The organism is Streptomyces sp. NPDC003284 (genome assembly GCF_053589675.1).
This window is the reverse complement of sequence record NZ_JBSFSI010000007.1, coordinates 56,324-72,855: the sequence shown is the minus strand read 5'-3', so window position 1 is coordinate 72,855 and position 16,532 is coordinate 56,324. Positions and strand designations below refer to the sequence as shown.

Below are 16,532 nucleotides of genomic sequence, written 5' to 3'. Positions count from 1 at the left end.
ACATGACTCCTCCCTCCAGGATCACGCGCCGCACCCTGCTCGCCGGTGCCGCCGCCGCGGCGGCCGTGCCGGTGCTCGCGGCCCCCTCCGCCGCCGCCCCGCTCCGCCGCGGCGACTGGACCTCGGTGCGCTACCGCGGCCTGTGCGCCGACGACCCCGGCGGCCGGGACGCCCTGGCCGCCCCGCACCGCGGCTTCCGCTACGAGATGTCGTACAACGCGATCGACCTCACCAGCCCGTGGGCCAACGAGCAGAACCACAGCCCGGACGTCGAGGAGACGCTGCGCACCCTGCGCGCCGAGTACGGCGAGGGCGCCCATGTCACCCAGCTGTACTTCTACCTCTGGGACTTCGCCACCACCGCGCTCCCCGGCAGCGCGCTCGCCAACATCGAACGCGTCCTCGCGGGCCTGCGCCGGGCCCGCACCACGGCCGTACTGCGCTTCGCCTACGACGACGGGGTCCGCGAGGGGCGCCGCTACACCGTCCAGCACATCCAGGCCCATCTGCGCCAACTGGCGCCGCTGGTCGGCCGGTACAGCGACGTGGTCACCGTCTGGCAGGCGGGCTTCCTCGGCGCCTGGGGCGAGTGGCACGGCAGCTACTACGACCACGAGGACCACCCGGACGCGGTCACCGAGATCATGCGCGGCCTGGTCGCGGCGCTGCCGCCGATGGTGCAGACCCAGGTCCGCTACGCCGAGAAGCGCCGGCTGGTCGGCGACCCGCAGACCCGGGACCGGATCGGCTACCACAACGACTACATCACCCTCGGCGAGGGGCTGTGGGACTACTACGTGCCGGGCAACCCCGGCTGGCCCGACTACCTGGCGGTCTCCCCGCACCACCCGGTGGACGGCGAGATGCCCTGGGACAAGGGGCAGAGCGCCGACCCGTACGCCTGGAGCGAGGTCATCGACCCGGTCGCCGCCGCCCGGCGGCTCCAGACGCTGCGCTTCGACACCCTGTCGATGGTCCACAACGCGACCGTGACCATCCCGGGCTGGCGCACCGCCCGCCTCACCGAGCGGCAGGTCGCGGCCGCCGGACTGCCCGCCGCCACCGGCTACTTCCGCCGCCGCGACGGCAGCGCGGTCGAGCGCACCGCCTTCGAGTACCTCCGCGACCACCTCGGCTACCGCATCGAGGCCCGGCAGGCCCGCTGGCGGCGCTCCGGGGCCGGACTCGACGTGGAACTCGATGTGGCCAACACCGGGTTCGCCGCGCCCAAGCGGCCGCGCCCGGTCCGGTTCGTGCTCCTCGACCGGTCCGGGCGCGTCGCCTCCGGCGGCGGCGCGGACACGGACTGGCGGACCTGGCTGCCCTCCGGCCGCGCCGAGATCGACGGCGAGGACCGCACCGTCCCGGTCACCCGGGTACGCGCCACCCTGCCCGCGCCCCGCCACCCGGGCCCGTACCGCCTCGGACTGCTCGTCACCGACGAGGGCCGGGACGGGAGATACGGTGTGCGGCTCGCCAACGCCGGGGTGCCGGTGGCCGACGGCGTGAACGTGCTCGGGGAGGTGGCGTTCGGCCGGCGCTGAGGGGGAACACGGCCCCGGCCGCGCGGCCCCGGGCGACGGGCGGTGCGGCGCGGGTGCCGTACCGCCCGCCGATCACTGCGTGCCGTTCACCGCGTCCCGTTCACGGCGTGTCCGGGGCGCCCGCCGTCTCCGCGGCCCGCAGCCGCCAGGACGCGCTGCGCTCCTGGTGCCGCCAGAAGTCGTGGAAGCGCCCGCCGGACGCCAGCAGCGCGTCCACGCTCCCGTCCTCCACCACCGCGCCGTCCTCCAGGAACAGCACCCGGTCGGCGCCGCGGACCGTGACCGGCCGGTGGGTCACGATCACCCGGGTGCGCCGGTGCCGGTCGGCGGTCAGGGCGTCGGCCACGGCGGTCTCGTTCTCCGTGTCCAGGGAACTGGTCGCCTCGTCCACGAGCAGCAGCGGCGCGGGCTTGAGCAGGGCGCGGGCGATGCCGACGCGCTGCCGCTCGCCGCCGGACAGGGCCGTACCGCCCTCGCCCACGGCGCTGTCCGCGCCCTCCGGCAGCCGCCCGGTGATCTCGTCCACCCGGGCCAGCGCGACCGCCCGCGCCAGCCGCGCCTCGTCGGCTTCCGGGTCACCGGCGAGCACGTTCTCGCGGACGGTCCCCTCGAACAGGTACGCATGCTGGAAGACCATGCTGGTCAGCGCCCGCCGGGCGGCGCCGTCGAGCGTCGAGGCGTCCACACCGTCGACGAGGACGCGGCCGCCGGTCGGGGTGTGCAGCCCGGCCAGCAGGGCGAGCACCGTGCTCTTGCCCGAACCCGAGGGGCCGACGATCGCGGTGGTGGTGCCCGCCTCCAGGGTGAGGTTCAGCCCGTCCAGCACGGGCGCGCCCCCGGGATAGGCGAAACGGACGTCCTGGAACTCGATCCGGGGTGCCCGGCCGTCGCCGGGGAGGGCGGCGGTGCCGGTGGGCGCGGTGGGCGCGTCGAGGACCGCGCGGACCCGGTCGAGGGCGGTGCGGACGGTCTCCAGGGCCGGGGCGAGTTCGGCCAGCGTGGTGAACGGCTCCAGATAGCGGGCGACGACGACGATCAGCGCGACCGCCTCCGGCGCCGACAGTTCGCCGCGCACGGTCAGTACGGCGGTGACCCCGGCCAGCAGCACCAGCGCCACCTGGCCCGCCAGCGCGAACAGCACCTGGCCCGGCACCTGGAACAGCAGCAGCCGCATCGTCGACCCGTGCTGGCGGGCGAGGGCCCGGCCGACGTGGCTGCGGGCGGGCTCGGCGCGGCGCGCGGCCCGCAGCGCCTGCTGGGTGGCGGCGAACTCGATGAGCCGTTCGGTCAGCGCGGTGTTGGTCCCGGCGGCCAGCGCGTCCGCGCGGGCGCTGATCCGTACGGCGGCCCACAGCGCGCCGAGCAGCACCGGCACGCCCGCGGCGGCGGCCAGGGCGAGCTGCCAGGCGACCGGTACCAGCGCGAGCGCGATGGCGGCGGGCAGCAGCAGGGCACCGGCCAGCGGGGTGAGCAGATTCGCGAACAGGCCGACCAGTTCGGGTCCTCCGGCGGCGAGCGCGCCCCGGGCCGTGGCGGTGTTGCCCGCCGTCAGCCAGCTCAGCCGGACGCGGGTCAGCCGGTCGGCGACCTCGTGCTGGACGCGTTCCAGCAGCGCGAATCCCAGGTCGAAGCCGAGCCGGGCGGTGACCGTGTCGACCGCCCACCCGGCGGCGGTCACCGCGGTCAGCACCAGCAGCAGGGGCAGCGCGCCGTCCGGGTCGTCGGCGAACAACTCCCGCACCAGCGGCACCAGAAGCACCACGCCCGCGGCCCGCAGCAGCACCGAGCAGAGCGAGAGCGCGCCGTAGGCGGCGGTTCTGCCGCGCCGGTCGTCCGGCAACAGCCGCAGCAGCGAGCGGATCACGAGACGGCTCCTTCGGTGCGGGACGCGGGACCGGCCGTGGTCCCCGCGGTTGCGGTGGTCTCCGCTGGCGGTGCGGCGGGGCGGCCGCCGGACTCCCACAGGTCGCGGTAGCGCCCGCCGTACGCCAGCAGTCCGGCGTGGGTGCCAGACTCGGCGATCCGGCCGTCCTCCAGGACGACGATCCGGTCGGCGCCGGTGACGGTGTGCAGCCGGTGCGCGATGACGAGCACCGTACGGTCCCGGGTGAGCCGGTCCAGGGCCCGCTGCACCAGGTACTCGGACTCGGGGTCGGCCATGGCGGTGGCCTCGTCCAGGACCAGGACGGGGGTGCGGGCGAGCAGCGCGCGGGCCACGGCGAGGCGCTGCCGCTCGCCGCCCGACAGGTGCGCCGCGTCCCCGAGGACGGTGGCGTAGCCGTCCGGCAGCCGGGTGATCCGCTCGTGGATCCGGGCGTCCCGGGCGGCCGCCTCGATCTGCTCGTCGGTGGCGTCCGGGTCGGCCAGTGCGATGTTCTCGCGGACGGTGCCGTGCACGAGCTGGACGTCCTGGAGGACGAAGCCCACACGGGTGTACAGCTCGTCGGAGGTGAGCGAGCGCAGGTCGCGGCCGTCGACGCGGATCGCGCCGCCGTCCACGTCGTGGAAGCGGGCGAGCAGCGCGGCGAGCGTGGACTTGCCCGCGCCGGACGGCCCGACCAGCGCGGTCACCGTCCCCGGCCGCAGCGTCAGCGACACGTCCCGCACCACCGGGGCGCCGGGCCGGTAGCCGAAGGTGACCCGGTCGAAGACGACCGTGCCCGGCGCATTCCCGGCGTCCTCGGCGGCGGAACCCTCTTCGGGGGCGAGCGGCGCGGTGTCCGGCCGGGTCGCCAGTTCCCGTTCGTCGAGCGCCACCGCCACGGAGCGGGCCGCGACCAGTCCCTCGCGCAGTCCGCCGAGCCCGTAGCCGATGCTCAGCAGCCTGGTCCCGAAGGTCGTGCCGAGCAGCAGGAACGGCAGCAGGTCCACCGGTTCCATGCGACCGGAGACGATCAGCAGCGTCCCGGTGGCGGTGATCAGCCACAGGAAGGTCGCGGGCCGGGTGACCAGGTCCATGAAGGTCCTCCTGCCGATGAACGGCCGCTGCCAGTCGCTCAGGAACGCGAGATAGGCGTCCAGGCGGCGGCGGAACGCGGAGGCCGCCGCACCGCCGAACACCCGTACCACCGGCTGCCCTTCGAGGTAGGCACCGGCCTCGCCGCCCATCCGCTCGGACCACCGCTGCGCCTGCGCGATCCGCGGCCCCGACTGGACCACCATGACCGACATCGTCACGACGTGGACCAGGATCGGCACGAACAGCACCAGGGCCGGACGCCAGTCCACGCCGAACAGGTAGACGAGGACGCCCACCGGGGCGACGACCGCGGCCACGGCGTCCGGCACGGCGTGCGTGACCAGGTAGTGCAGGGCCAGGGTGTCGTCCTGCACCAGTTTCTTGGTCCCGGCCGAGCCGCGCGCGGTGAACCAGCCGAGCGGCAGCCGGGCGAGCTTGTCGAGCAGCCGGGTCCGCAGGGCGCGCGCGAACCGGGCGTCCACCGCGTGCAACCACAGGGTCAGCGCGGCCCCGAGCACCGTACCGGCGCCGAGCAGTACCAGCGCGAGGGTCCCCACGGCCCGCAGCCGGGACGACGGCGCCCCGTCGAGCAGCAGCCGGGCCACCTCCACCAGCAGGACGAACGGCGCCAGTTGGAGCAGGGTGACGACCGCCTGGAGCGCCCCCGCGAGCAGCAGCGTCCGGCGCAGCGGGGCGAGCAGCCGGCCCGCCGCCTGCGACCGCCACCGCCCGGACCGGGCGGGCGGCACGCCCGGCCCGCCCGGTCCTCCGGGCGCGTCGGGTCCTTCCGGTCCTTCTGGTCCTACCGGTTCAACCGGTGCGTCCGCCGGGGTCGGTTCGTCCGGCCGCCTCGGTGCTCCCGGCTGCGCCGGTCCGGTGGCCGGGCGTCCTGCCGCGGCGGCCTCCGCCTCGGTCGGCGGGCGGGCCGCCGTGATCTCCGGGACCGGGACGGCCTCGCCCTCCTTGCCGTCCCGGAGCCTGCCCATGGCCCGGCCCTGGATCCAGTACGCCCGGCCGGTCACCTCCTGCTTGGGGAACCCGAACTCCTCGCGCAGCCGCTTGCGGACCAGCCGGAACGAGGTCTGCTCGGCGGCGATCCAGGCGGACCAGTCCGACCAGTCCCGTGCCTCGACGGCCGCGGCCAGTCGTGTGCCGTCGCCCCGGGGGACCCGGTGGGTGCGCAGCCGGGGATGGGCGGCCAGCGGGATCAGCCGGTCGTCCGCGCCGTGCTCCTCCAGATACAGCTCGACGGGCACGTCGTGCGGTACGACGCCCAGGATCGAGTTGACCGCCGGGACCGACGCCGCGTCGCCGAACAGCAGGTATCCGGCGGGCGGTTCGGCCGGGACCTCGAAGGGGGACGAGCCCAGCGACATCACCGGCACCCGCGCCCCCGGCTCCGCCAGCGCCGCCCAGCGCGACGCCGGACCCGCCGGTTCGTGCAGCACGAAGTCCACCGCGAACGCGCCCGTCGCCGGGTCCGCCTCGGTGATCGTGTACGCGCGCTGGTGCTCGGTGTCGCCGCCGTCCGGGTCGGGGAACCAGAACCGCAGCCAGGCGGTCGGTCCGGCCACCGCGTCCTCGAACAGCGTCGGCGAGACCAGGCGGACCCGCACGAAGTGCGGCGCCAGCCGCACCTTCTCCACCACCCGCGCCTCGTGGTCGCGGGCACCGAACCCGCGCAGCACCGCGCCCTGGAAACCCCGTGCCACTACTGCCTCCCCTCGGATGCGCCGGTCACACCGGTCACACCGGTCACGGCGGTCGTGTTGGACGCTCCGGTCGTGCCGGATGCCCCGGCCACCCCGGCCACCCCGGCCGCCTCGGACGTCCCGGATATCCCGGGCGTCCCGGGCGCGCCCGGTCCGACGTCCAGCGCGGCCATGACCTCGCGCAGCGCTCGCCCCGGCGGCGCCGCGGCGACCAGGCCCCGGATGTACGCGGTGACGACCAGGCGGAAGTAGTCCGCGGGGGAGACCTCGGGCAGGCTCGCGTGCGCCTGCGCGAGCACCCCCTCGGAGAGCAGCAGGGCCCGGGACTCGGCGAGTTGACGTTCCCTGCGGGCCCCGCCCGCGCCGCCCGCGTCGCCCGAGCCGCCCGCGTCGCCCGTCAGATAGGCGGTCTGCCGCTCCTGGGCGGCGGCCTGCGCGATGGCGAACCCGGCCACCGACGAGCAGACGACCGCCGCGACGTCCGGCGGATAGCCGCGCCCGGTCAGGGCCGTGATCTCGGCGGCGAGCAGCCGGGCGCCCGACGCGCCCCGGGGGAACAGTTCCTGGAGGTAGCGGGCCATGCCCGGCCGGTCGAGGACGAACTCCCGCAGGGTGACGGCGAAGCGCAGCAGATGGGCGGCGGCGTCCTCCGGCGGGTCGGGGACGCGGAGTTCGGCGAGCAGGCTCTCGCCGACCAGGCGGTCGAGGCCCGCCTTGCCGTCCACGTACCGGTAGAGCGCGGCGGCGGCGACGCCGAGCCGGGAGGCGACCCCTTGCAGGGTCAGCCCGGCGAGCCCGATCTCGCGTCCGGCCCGCTCCACGTCGGCCGTCGAGATGCGCGGGGGCCGTCCCTCGCGTCCCGCGTGGCCTGTGCTGCCCACCGTGCCGTCACCACCCGTCATGCCGGAGCACCGGACACCCGTCGAACTTAGGGTGCCCTTAGTTAGGGCGTTAACTTAATCGCCGGACGGGGCCAGGGCAACCTTTCGGGCCGCTGTCCGTGAAGTGGGCTCCGTGCTTTGCCAGTTGGTTATCGCCCGATCCCTTGACCAGCCCCGGTCCCTGAGTATGGTCTAGACCAAGTTTCGTAGGTCTAGACCTACATCGACGTGGCCTCGCAGGCGTCGGTTCCGGCGGCGCGCCGGTTCCGTACATCGAAGGTAGTGATGTGGCATGAACACGAAAAGACGAGTCGCTGTCGCGATCGGGGCCCTGGTCGCCCCGGTGCTCGCCGTCAGCCTTCCCGCGGCCTCGGCCAGCGCGCACGGCTGGGTCACCCTGCCCACCAGCCGTCAGGAGCAGTGCGCCGAGGGTGTCGTCGACTGCGGTCAGATCAAGTACGAGCCGCAGAGCGTCGAGGGCCCCAAGGGCCTCCAGAGTTGCAGCGGCGGGCACGCCGAGTACGCCGAGCTGGACGACGACAGCAAGGGCTGGAAGGTCACCACGGTCGGCAGCTCGGCGACCTTCACCTGGCACAACACCGCCCGTCACGCCACGGCCAACTGGCAGTACTTCATCGGCGGCCAGAAGATCGCCGAGTTCGACGGCCACAGCCAGCAGCCGCCCGCCGACGTCAGCCAGCAGGTGAACTTCGGCAGCTACACCGGCAAGCAGAAGGTGCTCGCCGTCTGGAACATCGCGGACACCGGCAACGCCTTCTACTCCTGCGTCGACGTCAACATCGGCGGCACCCCCGGCGGCGGTGACCCCGGGAACCCCGGCGGCGGTGACACCTGCACCGCCCCGGCCTGGGACGCGGCGCACGTCTACAACGGCGGCGACAGCGTCTCCTACGGCGGCCACACCTGGCGCGCCAAGTGGTGGGTGACCGGCGACAAGCCCGGCACCACCGGTCAGTGGGGTGTCTGGGAGGACCTGGGCGCCTGCCCGGCGTGACCCGGCGGTCCTGAACGCACCTCGGTGCTCCCGGGCACGACAGGTGGGGCGGCGCGCGACGCGCCGCCCCACCTCCGCGTTCCGTTCCGGGTGCCCGGTCCCGGTGAATTCCCCGGTCAGTCCCGCGAGTTGCCGAACAGCAGCCGGTAGAGGACCAGCAGCACCAGGGAACCGCCTATCGCGGCACCCCAGGTGGGCAGGTCGAAGAAGTGCTTCTCCACCGGCCGGTCGAGGAAGCGGGCGGAGAGCCAGCCGCCGACGAAGGCACCCGCGATGCCGATGAGGGTGGTGCCGATCAGGCCGCCCGGGTCGCGGCCGGGCAGCAGGATCTTGGCGATCGCCCCGGCGAGCAGGCCGAGGATGATCCAGCTGATGACGCCCACGTTGTCGTCCTCCAGACGAGTCGGGTCGCGGCGGTCCGCCCGGCCCGGTGGCCGCACGGTCCGCTGTTCCGCTCCAGATGTTCCGCTTGCGTGATTGCGCAAGCCTAGAGGCACGCTCGAACTGCCGCCAACAGCGCTACCGGGCAGGCACCTGGAACAGGCCCGCACAGAGCCGGCCCGGCACCTCGGTACGCGGATTGCGCAACTCTGGAACCCCCCGCACGCCGTACCGCGCACCGGGCCCCCGGGGAGCGGCGGCCCGCGGCGGCCCGGCGGACACCTACACTGGTGGGCGCATACGCGTCGGACGGTGACGGGCGGACGGGAGAGCGCTGTGACGGGGAACGCCGGGGGTTTCGAGGACCCGCCCGCCGAGGTGCTGGCCTCCGCGGCCGCCGCGTTCGGGCTGCTCGCCTCCTCGGCGCGGCTGCACCTGATGTGGGCGCTGTCCCAGGGCGAGAGCGACGTCACGCATCTCGCCGACCGGGTGGGCGGCGCGCTGCCCGCGGTCAGCCAGCACCTGGCCAAGCTGAAGCTCGCCGGTCTGGTGCGCTCGCGCCGCGAGGGCCGTAGACAGGTGTACTACGTGGACGACCCGGACGTCGTCACCGTCGTACGCGTGATGGTCGGGCAGCTGACCGCGCGCTCCCGCACCTCCGCGGCGCCCGTGCGCGCGCTGCGCGGGACCGGTGGCTGAGACCAGCGCGGCGCCGGGCCGGCGGCAGGACGGGGACCCGGGGCGGCCGGTCCTGACGGCGGCCCCGCCCGGATGGGCGCCGGGGCGTCCGGTGCCCACCGTCCTCGAGGTGCTGCGCGGGCTGGACAGCGGCCCGCGCGGGCTGACCGAGGCCGAGGCCGCGCAGCGGCTGGCGCTGCTGGGCGAGAACACCGTCCCGGCCCGGCGCGAGGCGTCCTGGCCGCGCCTGTTCGTCCGCAGCCTGCGCGATCCGTTCACCGCCGTGCTCGGCTGCCTCGGACTGGTCTCCGCCGCCGTCCTCGCCTGGGGCACCGCCGCGGTGATCCTGCTGCTCGTCGTGGTCAGCTGCGCCCTGCGGGCCTCCGGCGAGCACCGGGCCGACCGCTCCGCCGCCGCGCTGCGCGAACTGGTCGCCACCACCGCCACGGTGGTCCGGCGCGGGGACGTGGACGGGGACGGGGACGGGGACGACGGGGTCGGGGCCGGGACACCGGCCGCCCGTGAGACACCCGTGGCCGAGCTGGTGCCCGGCGACGTCATCCGGCTCGGGCCCGGCGACGTCGTCCCCGCCGACGTACGGCTGCTGCGGTCGAGCGGCCTCACCGTGCACCAGGCCGCGCTGACCGGGGAGTCCGCGCCCGTCGCCAAGACCGCCGACGATCTGCCGCCGGAACCGGGCGGCGGGGTGCTGGAGCAGCCGCAGCTCTGCTTCCTGGGCAGCAGTGTGGCCTCCGGCGGCGCCACGGCGGTCGTCACCGCGACCGGCCCGCACGTCCGCTTCGCCGCCGCCCACGACCGTGCCGGGGCCCGGCCCGCCGCGAGCGCCTTCGACCGGTCCGTGCACGGGATCTCCTGGATCCTCATCCGCTTCATGCTGCTCACCCCGCCGCTGGTGCTGGCCGCCAACGCGGCGCTGCGCGGACGCGGCCTGGAGACCCTGCCGTTCGCGGTGGCGGTGGCGGTCGGGCTGAGCCCGGAGATGCTGCCGGTGCTCGTCACCCTGTGCCTGGCCAGGGGCGCCTCGGGGCTGGCCCGCGCGCACGGCGTGATCGTCAAGCGGCTGCCCGCCCTGCACGACGTCGGCGCCGTCGACGTGCTGTGCCTGGACAAGACCGGCACCCTGACCCAGGACCGCCCGGTCCTCGACCGCGCCCTCGGTCCGGACGGCCGCGACGACCCCGAGGTGCTGCACTGGGCCGCCGTCAACGCCTGGTGGACGCTGCAACTCGCCGACCTGCCCGAACCCGACGCCCTCGACGAGGCCATCCTCGACGCGGCCGACGAGGACGCGCTCACCGCGTACGAGGGCACGGCGGCCCTCGCCTTCGCCCCCGTGCACCGCCTGGCCACCGCCGTCATCCGGACCCCCGGACGGCTCGGCCGCCACACCCTGGTCGTCAAGGGCGACGTGCAGGCGGTCCTGGAGCGCTGCGCGCTCGACGACGAGGAGCGCGCGGAGCTGTCCGGTCTCGCCGTCCGGCACGCCGGGCGCGGGGCGCGGGTGCTGGCCGTCGCCACGGCCGAACGTCCGGCCCGCTCGCGCGGCTACACGCCCGCCGACGTCCGCGGGCTCACCTTCCGCGGCCTGGTCACCCTGCGCGACGCGCTGGCGCCCACCGCCGCCGACGCGCTGCGGGTCCTCACCGACCGGGGCGTCACCGTCAAGGTGCTCACCGGCGACCATCCGGGCACGGCCGTGCGCGCCTGCCTCGACCTCGGGATACCCGTCGAGCCGGACGCCGTGCTCACCGCCGACCGCGTCGACGCCCTCACCGACGGCGAACTCGCCGCCGCGGCGGGGCGTACGACCGTCTTCGCGCGCTGCACCCCCGAGCACAAGGCCCGGATCACCCGGGCGCTGCGCCGGGCCGGACACACCGTGGGCTTCCTCGGCGACGGCGTCAACGACCTGCCCGCGCTGCGCGCCGCCGACGTCGGCATCGCGCCCCGGGACGCCGCCGACGTGGCCCGGGAGAGCGCCGACGTGGTGCTCGCGCGCAAGGACCTCACCGCCGTCGCGCACGCCGTCGCCGCCGGGCGGCACGCGGGCGACAACATCGCCACCTATCTGCGCGTCACCCTGTCGTCCAACCTCGGCAATGTGCTCGCGATGCTCTCGGCCGGGCTGCTGCTGCCCTTCCTGCCGATGCTCCCCGCGCAGGTCCTCATCCAGAACCTGTGCTTCGACGCGGCCCAGCTCGCCTTCGCCCACGACCGGCCGCATCCGGCGGTCCTGCGGCGCCCCGCCGTGCTGGACCCGCGGGACCTGCTGCGCTTCATCACCGGCTTCGGCGCGCTGAACGCCGTCGCCGACCTGGCGACGTTCGCCGTCCTCGCGCTCACCCTGCACGGCCCGGGGACCGGGGACGACGAGGCGGTGTTCCACTCCGGCTGGTTCACCGAGAACCTGCTCACCCAGGCGCTGGTGATGGTGCTGCTGCGGGTCGGCCGCCGGACGGCCGGGACCGGCAGACCCGGCCCGGTCGTGTGGGCGGCGGGCGCGCTCGCCGCCATCGGCCTGGCCCTGCCGCCCTCCCCGCTGGGCCCGCCGCTCGGCCTGACCGCCCTGCCGGCCGAGTACTACCTGCTGCTCACCGCCGTCCTGGCCCTCTACGCCGCGGCCCTCCTGGCAGCCAGGGCACGCTACGCCCGCAGCCCGGACCACCCCACCTGACCGTCCCGACCCCACCGCGCGCGGGCTCCCTCCCCGCATGGCCCGGTGCGCGACGGCGTGCGGGTCCCTTCCGTGCGGCCCGGTGGGCGGAGACGTCCGGTCCTTTGCCCGGCCGCGGTGTGCGGCGGCGCCTGGCGTGCCGTCCGGGCGGGCCGGTCCGTAGGGTGCACGGCTTCCCGTTGGGTGGGTCCGGCGTGCGCGACGGGGCGTGAGTCCTCCCGCACGGCCCGGTGCGCGACGGCGTCCGGTTCTCCGCCTGCCCGGCCCGGTATGCGGGGCGATGGACGTCCCGCGGCCTCGGCGGGCGCGGTGTGCGGCGGTGCTTGCCGTGCCGTCCGGGCGGGCCGGCCCGTTGGGCGCGCGGCGCCCCGTTGAGTGCGCGTGCGCGCGGGCGCGGGGGACTTCGCCCCGCCGCGCCCGCTGCGCGTCACGTCGTGTGAGCTCCCGCCCGGTCGGCCCCGGCGTACGACACGGCCCACGGGCACCCGCGCCCCACCGCCCCCACCGCCCCCACCGCCCCCACCGCGCCACCGCGCGGCCGCCCGTGCCGTACGGGCGGCCGCGCCCGTGTCACTCCTTGGCGCCCTCGCGCAGGTGCAGTGAGCGCAGGGCGGCCTCCAGGGCGAAGCGGTGGCCGGGGTCGGCCAGGCGGTCGCCGAGGCGGGCGTCCAGGTTCCGCAGCCGGTAGCGGACGGTCTGGGCGTGCACGCCGAGGATCTCGCCGACCTGTTCCGCGGGCGCCCGGGTGGAGACGTGCACGCGCAGCGTCTCCACGAGCCGGTCGCGGCGGCTGGCGGGCAGCCCGTCCAGCGGGGCGAGTTCCCTGGCCGCCAGGTGGGAGACGAGCGGCGGGTCGGACAGCAGCCACAGGGTCACCAGATGGTCCTCGCAGCGGACCAGCGGAGCGTCGGCGACGACGCCCTCGTCGATCAGCTGGAGCACCCGCCGCGCCCAGCGGATGGAGTCGGCGGCCTGGGTGAGCGGCACGGTCAGGCCCGCCACGGCGTGGGTGCCGCCGAGCGCCGAGTCGAGCATCGCCAGCCGCTCGGGGGTCAGTTCGCCCGGGACGAGCAGATGCGGCTGGGGGATGTCCAGATCGGCCAGGACGTCCCCGGCGAGGCCCGCCTCCACATGGTCGGGCGCGGGGGAGCGCAGGGCGACCAGGGTGACATGGGCGGGCAGCGTCCAGGCGGCGGCCTCGCACAGCCCGGACACGGTCGACTGGGGCAGCGGCGGAGCGGCCAGGATCAGGTGCAGGAGCTGTCTGCGCAGCGCGGAGACCTCGGAGGAGGCCCGCGACTGCACCTCGACGTAGCCCTCGCGGGAGATCGCCTCCAGCTCCTCCACGTAGGCGAACAGGGCGTCGGCGAAGGCCAGGATGACCGTGGGCGACAGGTTGTACTGGCGGCCCACGGCCTTGGCCCGGCGCAGCGCGATCCGGGCGCCGAGCCGGTACGCCCCCTGGAGCGTGTCCAGTTCGCGGCCCTCGTACGCCTCGACGCGCCCGAACTTGCGCAGCAGCTGGTCGCGCAGGGCGGAGTTCTTGCCGGGCTCGGCGACCCGGTCCACGAACGCGGACAGGGCCTGTTCGACGCCCTGGCGGATGGCGTCCGCGTTGGGGCCGTTGAGCAGCCGGCCGTAGACCGGGTAGGCGCGGGTGACCTCGATGCGTATCTCCTTCATGAGTCCGGGTAATTCCGGGCGCATGAAGGCCGCGAACTCCTTGGGCAGGGGGTCGAGCGGTTCACCGACCTCCGGTGTCCGTACGGGTGAAGGCATGAGTTGGTCGTCCCTTGCTCTTCCGACGCGCCCGGTGGGGGACCGGCCGCCTGTCACCCGCCGTCGCGGAGCGTGACAGGCGGCCGGTCAGGTGCAGACCTGTGTGAAAGGTGAAGCTAAATCAACTTCCTTGATCCGTACACAGGTTGGACACACATTGGTGCCGAGGCACGGGCACGGCCGGCCGGGACGGCTGATAATCGCCGCCGTACGGCCATTACTTGACGGCGGAGTTCCAGTTCTGCGAGAGGATCTTGCCCGCGTCGGGGGCGGCGGCACCGGGTGCGTTCAGACCGGCCAGGTAGGTCTGGGCGTTGTTCAGGGTGACGCTGTTCTTCCCGGCGGCCGAGGGCAGCCCGGTCTTGAGGTTGACGGCCGCGTCGATCAGCCCGAGCAGGCCGAGGCCGCAGCCGCTGGCGCCGGGCACCGCGAAGGTGCTGTCGTTCTGGGTGGCGCCGGTGAGGTTGATCCGGCTCATGTCGCCGTCGTCGGCGAGGGTGCCGTCGCCCTTGAAGAACGTCATGCCGAAGTCGGGCAGGTTCACGTTGTGCGGGCGCAGCACGATCGGGCTGGACTTGGTGCCGATGTAGCAGTTGGACCCCAGGAACGGGTTCTGGAGGTGGATGCGGACCGGGATGGCGACGATCGGCTCGTCGGTGAGGATGCCCGCGGTCTGGTTGAAGTCGCTGGGCGCGCCCACGGACTCCACGGTGGCTGTGATCTTGTTGAGGCTGCTGTCGGCGATCTGGTTGCAGATGGCCGTGACGGCGGGGATGTTGCTCGGGCACATCAGGCCGAGCAGACCGCCGGGCACGGCCGCGGAGTCGGCGATGAGCGCCCCGGCCGGCGGGGCGACGACCGAGCTGGTGCCGTCCGCGTTCTGCACCACCCCGATCTGGAGTTCGGTGCGGCCTGTCGTCACCGTGGTGTTGCCCAGCTTGATGGAGCCGCTGGCCGAGGTGGACACCACGCACTGCGGGGTCTGCACCAGGCCGTCGGCGGCGAGCATCGCGGAGGCGCCCACCGGACAGCGGGTGAACGGCCCCCACTCGCCGTTGAGCTGGGTGGTCGCGGCGGTGGCCGTGCCCATGGCCGCGAAGGAGCCGAGGGCGGTGCCGAGCACGGTGACGGTCGTGGCGGCGAGTCTGGTGCGGCGGGACAACCGGTTCATGGCATGGCCTTCCATGGGAGTACGGGGAACGAGTACGGAGGAGCGGAGGAGGGGAGTTCAGGCAGACGGGGGTGTCGGGGGAGCGGCGGCGGAGGGCGGGTCAGCGCTCGGGGACCGGGATCTGGGCCGGCTGGAGGTCCTTGGTGCACTGGCCCTCGACCGGATTGGCCTGGCCGCACGTCTGGCCCTGGATCTGTTTGATGTAGTTGCCCGGCCCGGAGACCGAGGCCGTCAGCAGACCGTCCAGGTTCTCGCCGCCCGCGCCGCAGCCGGTGAACGCGGGGATCGTCGTCTCGCCGGTCAGCGGGCCGCCCGAGAGCAGGATGTAGCCGGTGGCCGGCTCGCCGAGGGCGTACTCGCCCCTGCCGCGCAGCACCAGGTGGTCGCCGGGGTGCTTGGCCGGGTCCGGGTCGGCCGAGCTGAGCGAGGTGCGGGTCCGGCAGGACGAACCGACGTCCAGGGGCGTGCCGTTGACGGTCAGGGAGGTGACCCTGAGCACCAGCGGGACCCGGATGTAGGTGTCCATCGTGGTGTAGAAGGTCGTCATGTCCATCTCGCCGCGCGAGTCGATGGACAGCGGACCCGTCTCCTCCAGCACCATGGTGGCCGTCGCCGGGGCGAAGTCGAAGGTCAGGAAGGTGGCCTTGAACGGCGGGGTCTGCTGCTTCCCCTGGTGGTAGAGCTGACCGTCGGAGTGCTGGGTGATGACCGCCGGGCCGCCGTCCTCGGGGAACTGGAAGTCCGGCTGGCCCTGCTCGATCAGCGCGCAGGACACCGGGATCAGCGATGCGCCCTTCTGCTTGCGTACGTTGGCGTAGCCGGTGATGTAGCTGTTCAGCGACATCTCGTCCGCGGGGTGCCCGGCGTCGAAGCGGCACGGCGGGGCGTCGGTGCCGCCGGTGGTGGCGCCGGAGAGGTTGCCGGTGAGCTTCGGGGCCCGGTCGCTCTGCGGGTTCCCGTCCGGTGCGGCGGAGCGTCCGGCGGCCGAGGACGGCGCCGACGGCACGCCGGATCCGGCGGCTCCGGTGGGCGGCCCGCCGGGGGAGCCGGAGGGCGCGCCGGAGGGGTCCGCCGTCGGGCCGTCCACCGGCACGGTGGCCAGCAGGCCCTTGCCGGGCGCGTCCTCGCCCAGGGTGCACCGCAGGGTGACCGGGGGCGGGGCGGTGGCCGTGGCGTCGGCCGGGGACACCGCCAGGTCGATGTCCAGACCCTGGGCCGTCAGCGTCAGATCGCCGGCGCTCTGCGCGGTCATCGAGGGCACGTCGCCGGTGGCGGTCAGGGTGAGCGGTCCGGACCCCGGCACGGTGGCGGGCTGCGCGGTGCCGCGCCAGGTGGCCTGCGCCGAGGCGGTGTTCTGCGCGACGCCGACGCTCAGCCGGGTCGCGGCCCGCACCTCGGCGTTCTCGGGCGCGCCCAGGTCGGCCACGGCGGCGGGCGGCAGCTCGACCGTGGTGGTGACGTCCGTGGGCCGGATCGTGCGGCGCGGTGCCGCCCGGTCCGGGAAGACCGCCGTGACCCGTACCGTCGCGGGCTGCCGGTGCCCGGACGGGAAGGCGCAGACATAGGGCAGTGCCGTGTCCACCTGCTGGGTGCCGGCCGCGGCGACGACGGCGGGGACCATGGCGGCGAGCACGACGAACGCGGCGGTCGTCGCGCCCCGGGCCCGGACCCGCCGGGTCCACCGCTCGGCTGCACGGGGGCCTGTCATCTGCTGCTC

11 protein-coding genes are annotated in these 16,532 nt (G+C 74.9%); 4 read left to right on the top strand and 7 right to left on the bottom strand.

Going from position 1 to position 16,532, the window contains the following annotated elements; genetic code table 11:
* Positions 1–2 precede the first annotated feature (2 nt).
* Positions 3–1,544 carry a DUF4874 domain-containing protein gene (locus tag ACWDYF_RS17055; protein ID WP_389468508.1) on the top strand — a complete coding sequence of 514 codons (1,542 nt, stop codon included), beginning with the start codon at positions 3–5 and terminating at the stop codon, positions 1,542–1,544.
* A gap of 100 nt (positions 1,545–1,644) precedes the next feature.
* Here ACWDYF_RS17055 and ACWDYF_RS17050 read toward each other — a convergent pair whose 3' ends face one another.
* From ACWDYF_RS17050 to ACWDYF_RS17040, 3 genes are read right to left on the bottom strand one after another with little or no spacing between them, the layout of a single operon-like run.
* The gene (locus ACWDYF_RS17050) at positions 1,645–3,408 is read right to left on the bottom strand and encodes an ABC transporter ATP-binding protein (RefSeq protein ID WP_389468505.1); all 1,764 of its coding nucleotides are present in this window, start codon (positions 3,406–3,408) and stop codon (positions 1,645–1,647) included.
* Complete coding sequence (locus tag ACWDYF_RS17045) at positions 3,405–6,215, bottom strand: ABC transporter ATP-binding protein/permease (RefSeq protein ID WP_389468501.1); 2,811 nt, start codon at positions 6,213–6,215, stop codon at positions 3,405–3,407. Before ACWDYF_RS17045 ends, ACWDYF_RS17050 begins: the two co-directional genes overlap by 4 nt.
* Complete coding sequence (locus ACWDYF_RS17040; protein ID WP_389468498.1) at positions 6,215–7,117, bottom strand: TetR/AcrR family transcriptional regulator; 903 nt, start codon at positions 7,115–7,117, stop codon at positions 6,215–6,217. Before ACWDYF_RS17040 ends, ACWDYF_RS17045 begins: the two co-directional genes overlap by 1 nt.
* Before the next feature lie 271 nt (positions 7,118–7,388).
* Between ACWDYF_RS17040 and ACWDYF_RS17035 the strand changes: the two genes are divergently transcribed.
* Complete coding sequence (locus ACWDYF_RS17035) at positions 7,389–8,111, top strand: lytic polysaccharide monooxygenase (protein ID WP_018564505.1); 723 nt, start codon at positions 7,389–7,391, stop codon at positions 8,109–8,111.
* 116 nt (positions 8,112–8,227) lie between these two features.
* On the opposite strand, the gene ACWDYF_RS17030 is transcribed toward ACWDYF_RS17035, so the two are convergent.
* Positions 8,228–8,494, bottom strand: coding sequence for a GlsB/YeaQ/YmgE family stress response membrane protein (locus tag ACWDYF_RS17030; RefSeq protein ID WP_018564504.1), 267 nt, complete (start codon positions 8,492–8,494; stop codon positions 8,228–8,230).
* 334 nt (positions 8,495–8,828) lie between these two features.
* Between ACWDYF_RS17030 and ACWDYF_RS17025 the strand changes: the two genes are divergently transcribed.
* Positions 8,829–9,191: an ArsR/SmtB family transcription factor gene (locus ACWDYF_RS17025; RefSeq protein WP_018564503.1), complete on the top strand. Its 363-nt coding sequence runs from the start codon at positions 8,829–8,831 to the stop codon at positions 9,189–9,191.
* The gene (gene mgtA / locus ACWDYF_RS17020; RefSeq protein WP_389468492.1) at positions 9,184–11,865 is read left to right on the top strand and encodes a magnesium-translocating P-type ATPase; all 2,682 of its coding nucleotides are present in this window, start codon (positions 9,184–9,186) and stop codon (positions 11,863–11,865) included. The genes ACWDYF_RS17025 and mgtA overlap by 8 nt, the downstream gene beginning before the upstream one ends.
* Before the next feature lie 570 nt (positions 11,866–12,435).
* On the opposite strand, the gene ACWDYF_RS17015 is transcribed toward mgtA, so the two are convergent.
* The 3 genes from ACWDYF_RS17015 to ACWDYF_RS17005 form a co-directional block, all read right to left on the bottom strand.
* Positions 12,436–13,644: a helix-turn-helix domain-containing protein gene (locus tag ACWDYF_RS17015; RefSeq protein ID WP_381739692.1), complete on the bottom strand. Its 1,209-nt coding sequence runs from the start codon at positions 13,642–13,644 to the stop codon at positions 12,436–12,438.
* A gap of 217 nt (positions 13,645–13,861) precedes the next feature.
* On the bottom strand, positions 13,862–14,815 hold the full coding sequence (locus ACWDYF_RS17010) for a hypothetical protein (RefSeq protein WP_389468489.1): 954 nt from the start codon (positions 14,813–14,815) through the stop codon (positions 13,862–13,864).
* A 100-nt stretch (positions 14,816–14,915) separates the two neighbouring features.
* Positions 14,916–16,523 (bottom strand): DUF6801 domain-containing protein, encoded by a 1,608-nt coding sequence (locus tag ACWDYF_RS17005; protein WP_381739696.1) that lies wholly within the window; start codon positions 16,521–16,523, stop codon positions 14,916–14,918.
* Positions 16,524–16,532: the final 9 nt, after the last annotated feature.

Excerpts from the sequence above, each read along its gene's own strand:
- ACWDYF_RS17005 (WP_381739696.1), bottom strand. The coding sequence starts at position 16,523 with ATGACAGGCCCCCGTGCAGCCGAGCGGTGGACCCGGCGGGTCCGGGCC.
- ACWDYF_RS17010 (WP_389468489.1), bottom strand. The coding sequence starts at position 14,815 with ATGAACCGGTTGTCCCGCCGCACCAGACTCGCCGCCACGACCGTCACC.
- ACWDYF_RS17015 (WP_381739692.1), bottom strand. The coding sequence starts at position 13,644 with ATGCCTTCACCCGTACGGACACCGGAGGTCGGTGAACCGCTCGACCCC.
- ACWDYF_RS17035 (WP_018564505.1), top strand. The coding sequence starts at position 7,389 with ATGAACACGAAAAGACGAGTCGCTGTCGCGATCGGGGCCCTGGTCGCC.
- ACWDYF_RS17040 (WP_389468498.1), bottom strand. The coding sequence starts at position 7,117 with ATGACGGGTGGTGACGGCACGGTGGGCAGCACAGGCCACGCGGGACGC.
- ACWDYF_RS17055 (WP_389468508.1), top strand. The coding sequence starts at position 3 with ATGACTCCTCCCTCCAGGATCACGCGCCGCACCCTGCTCGCCGGTGCC.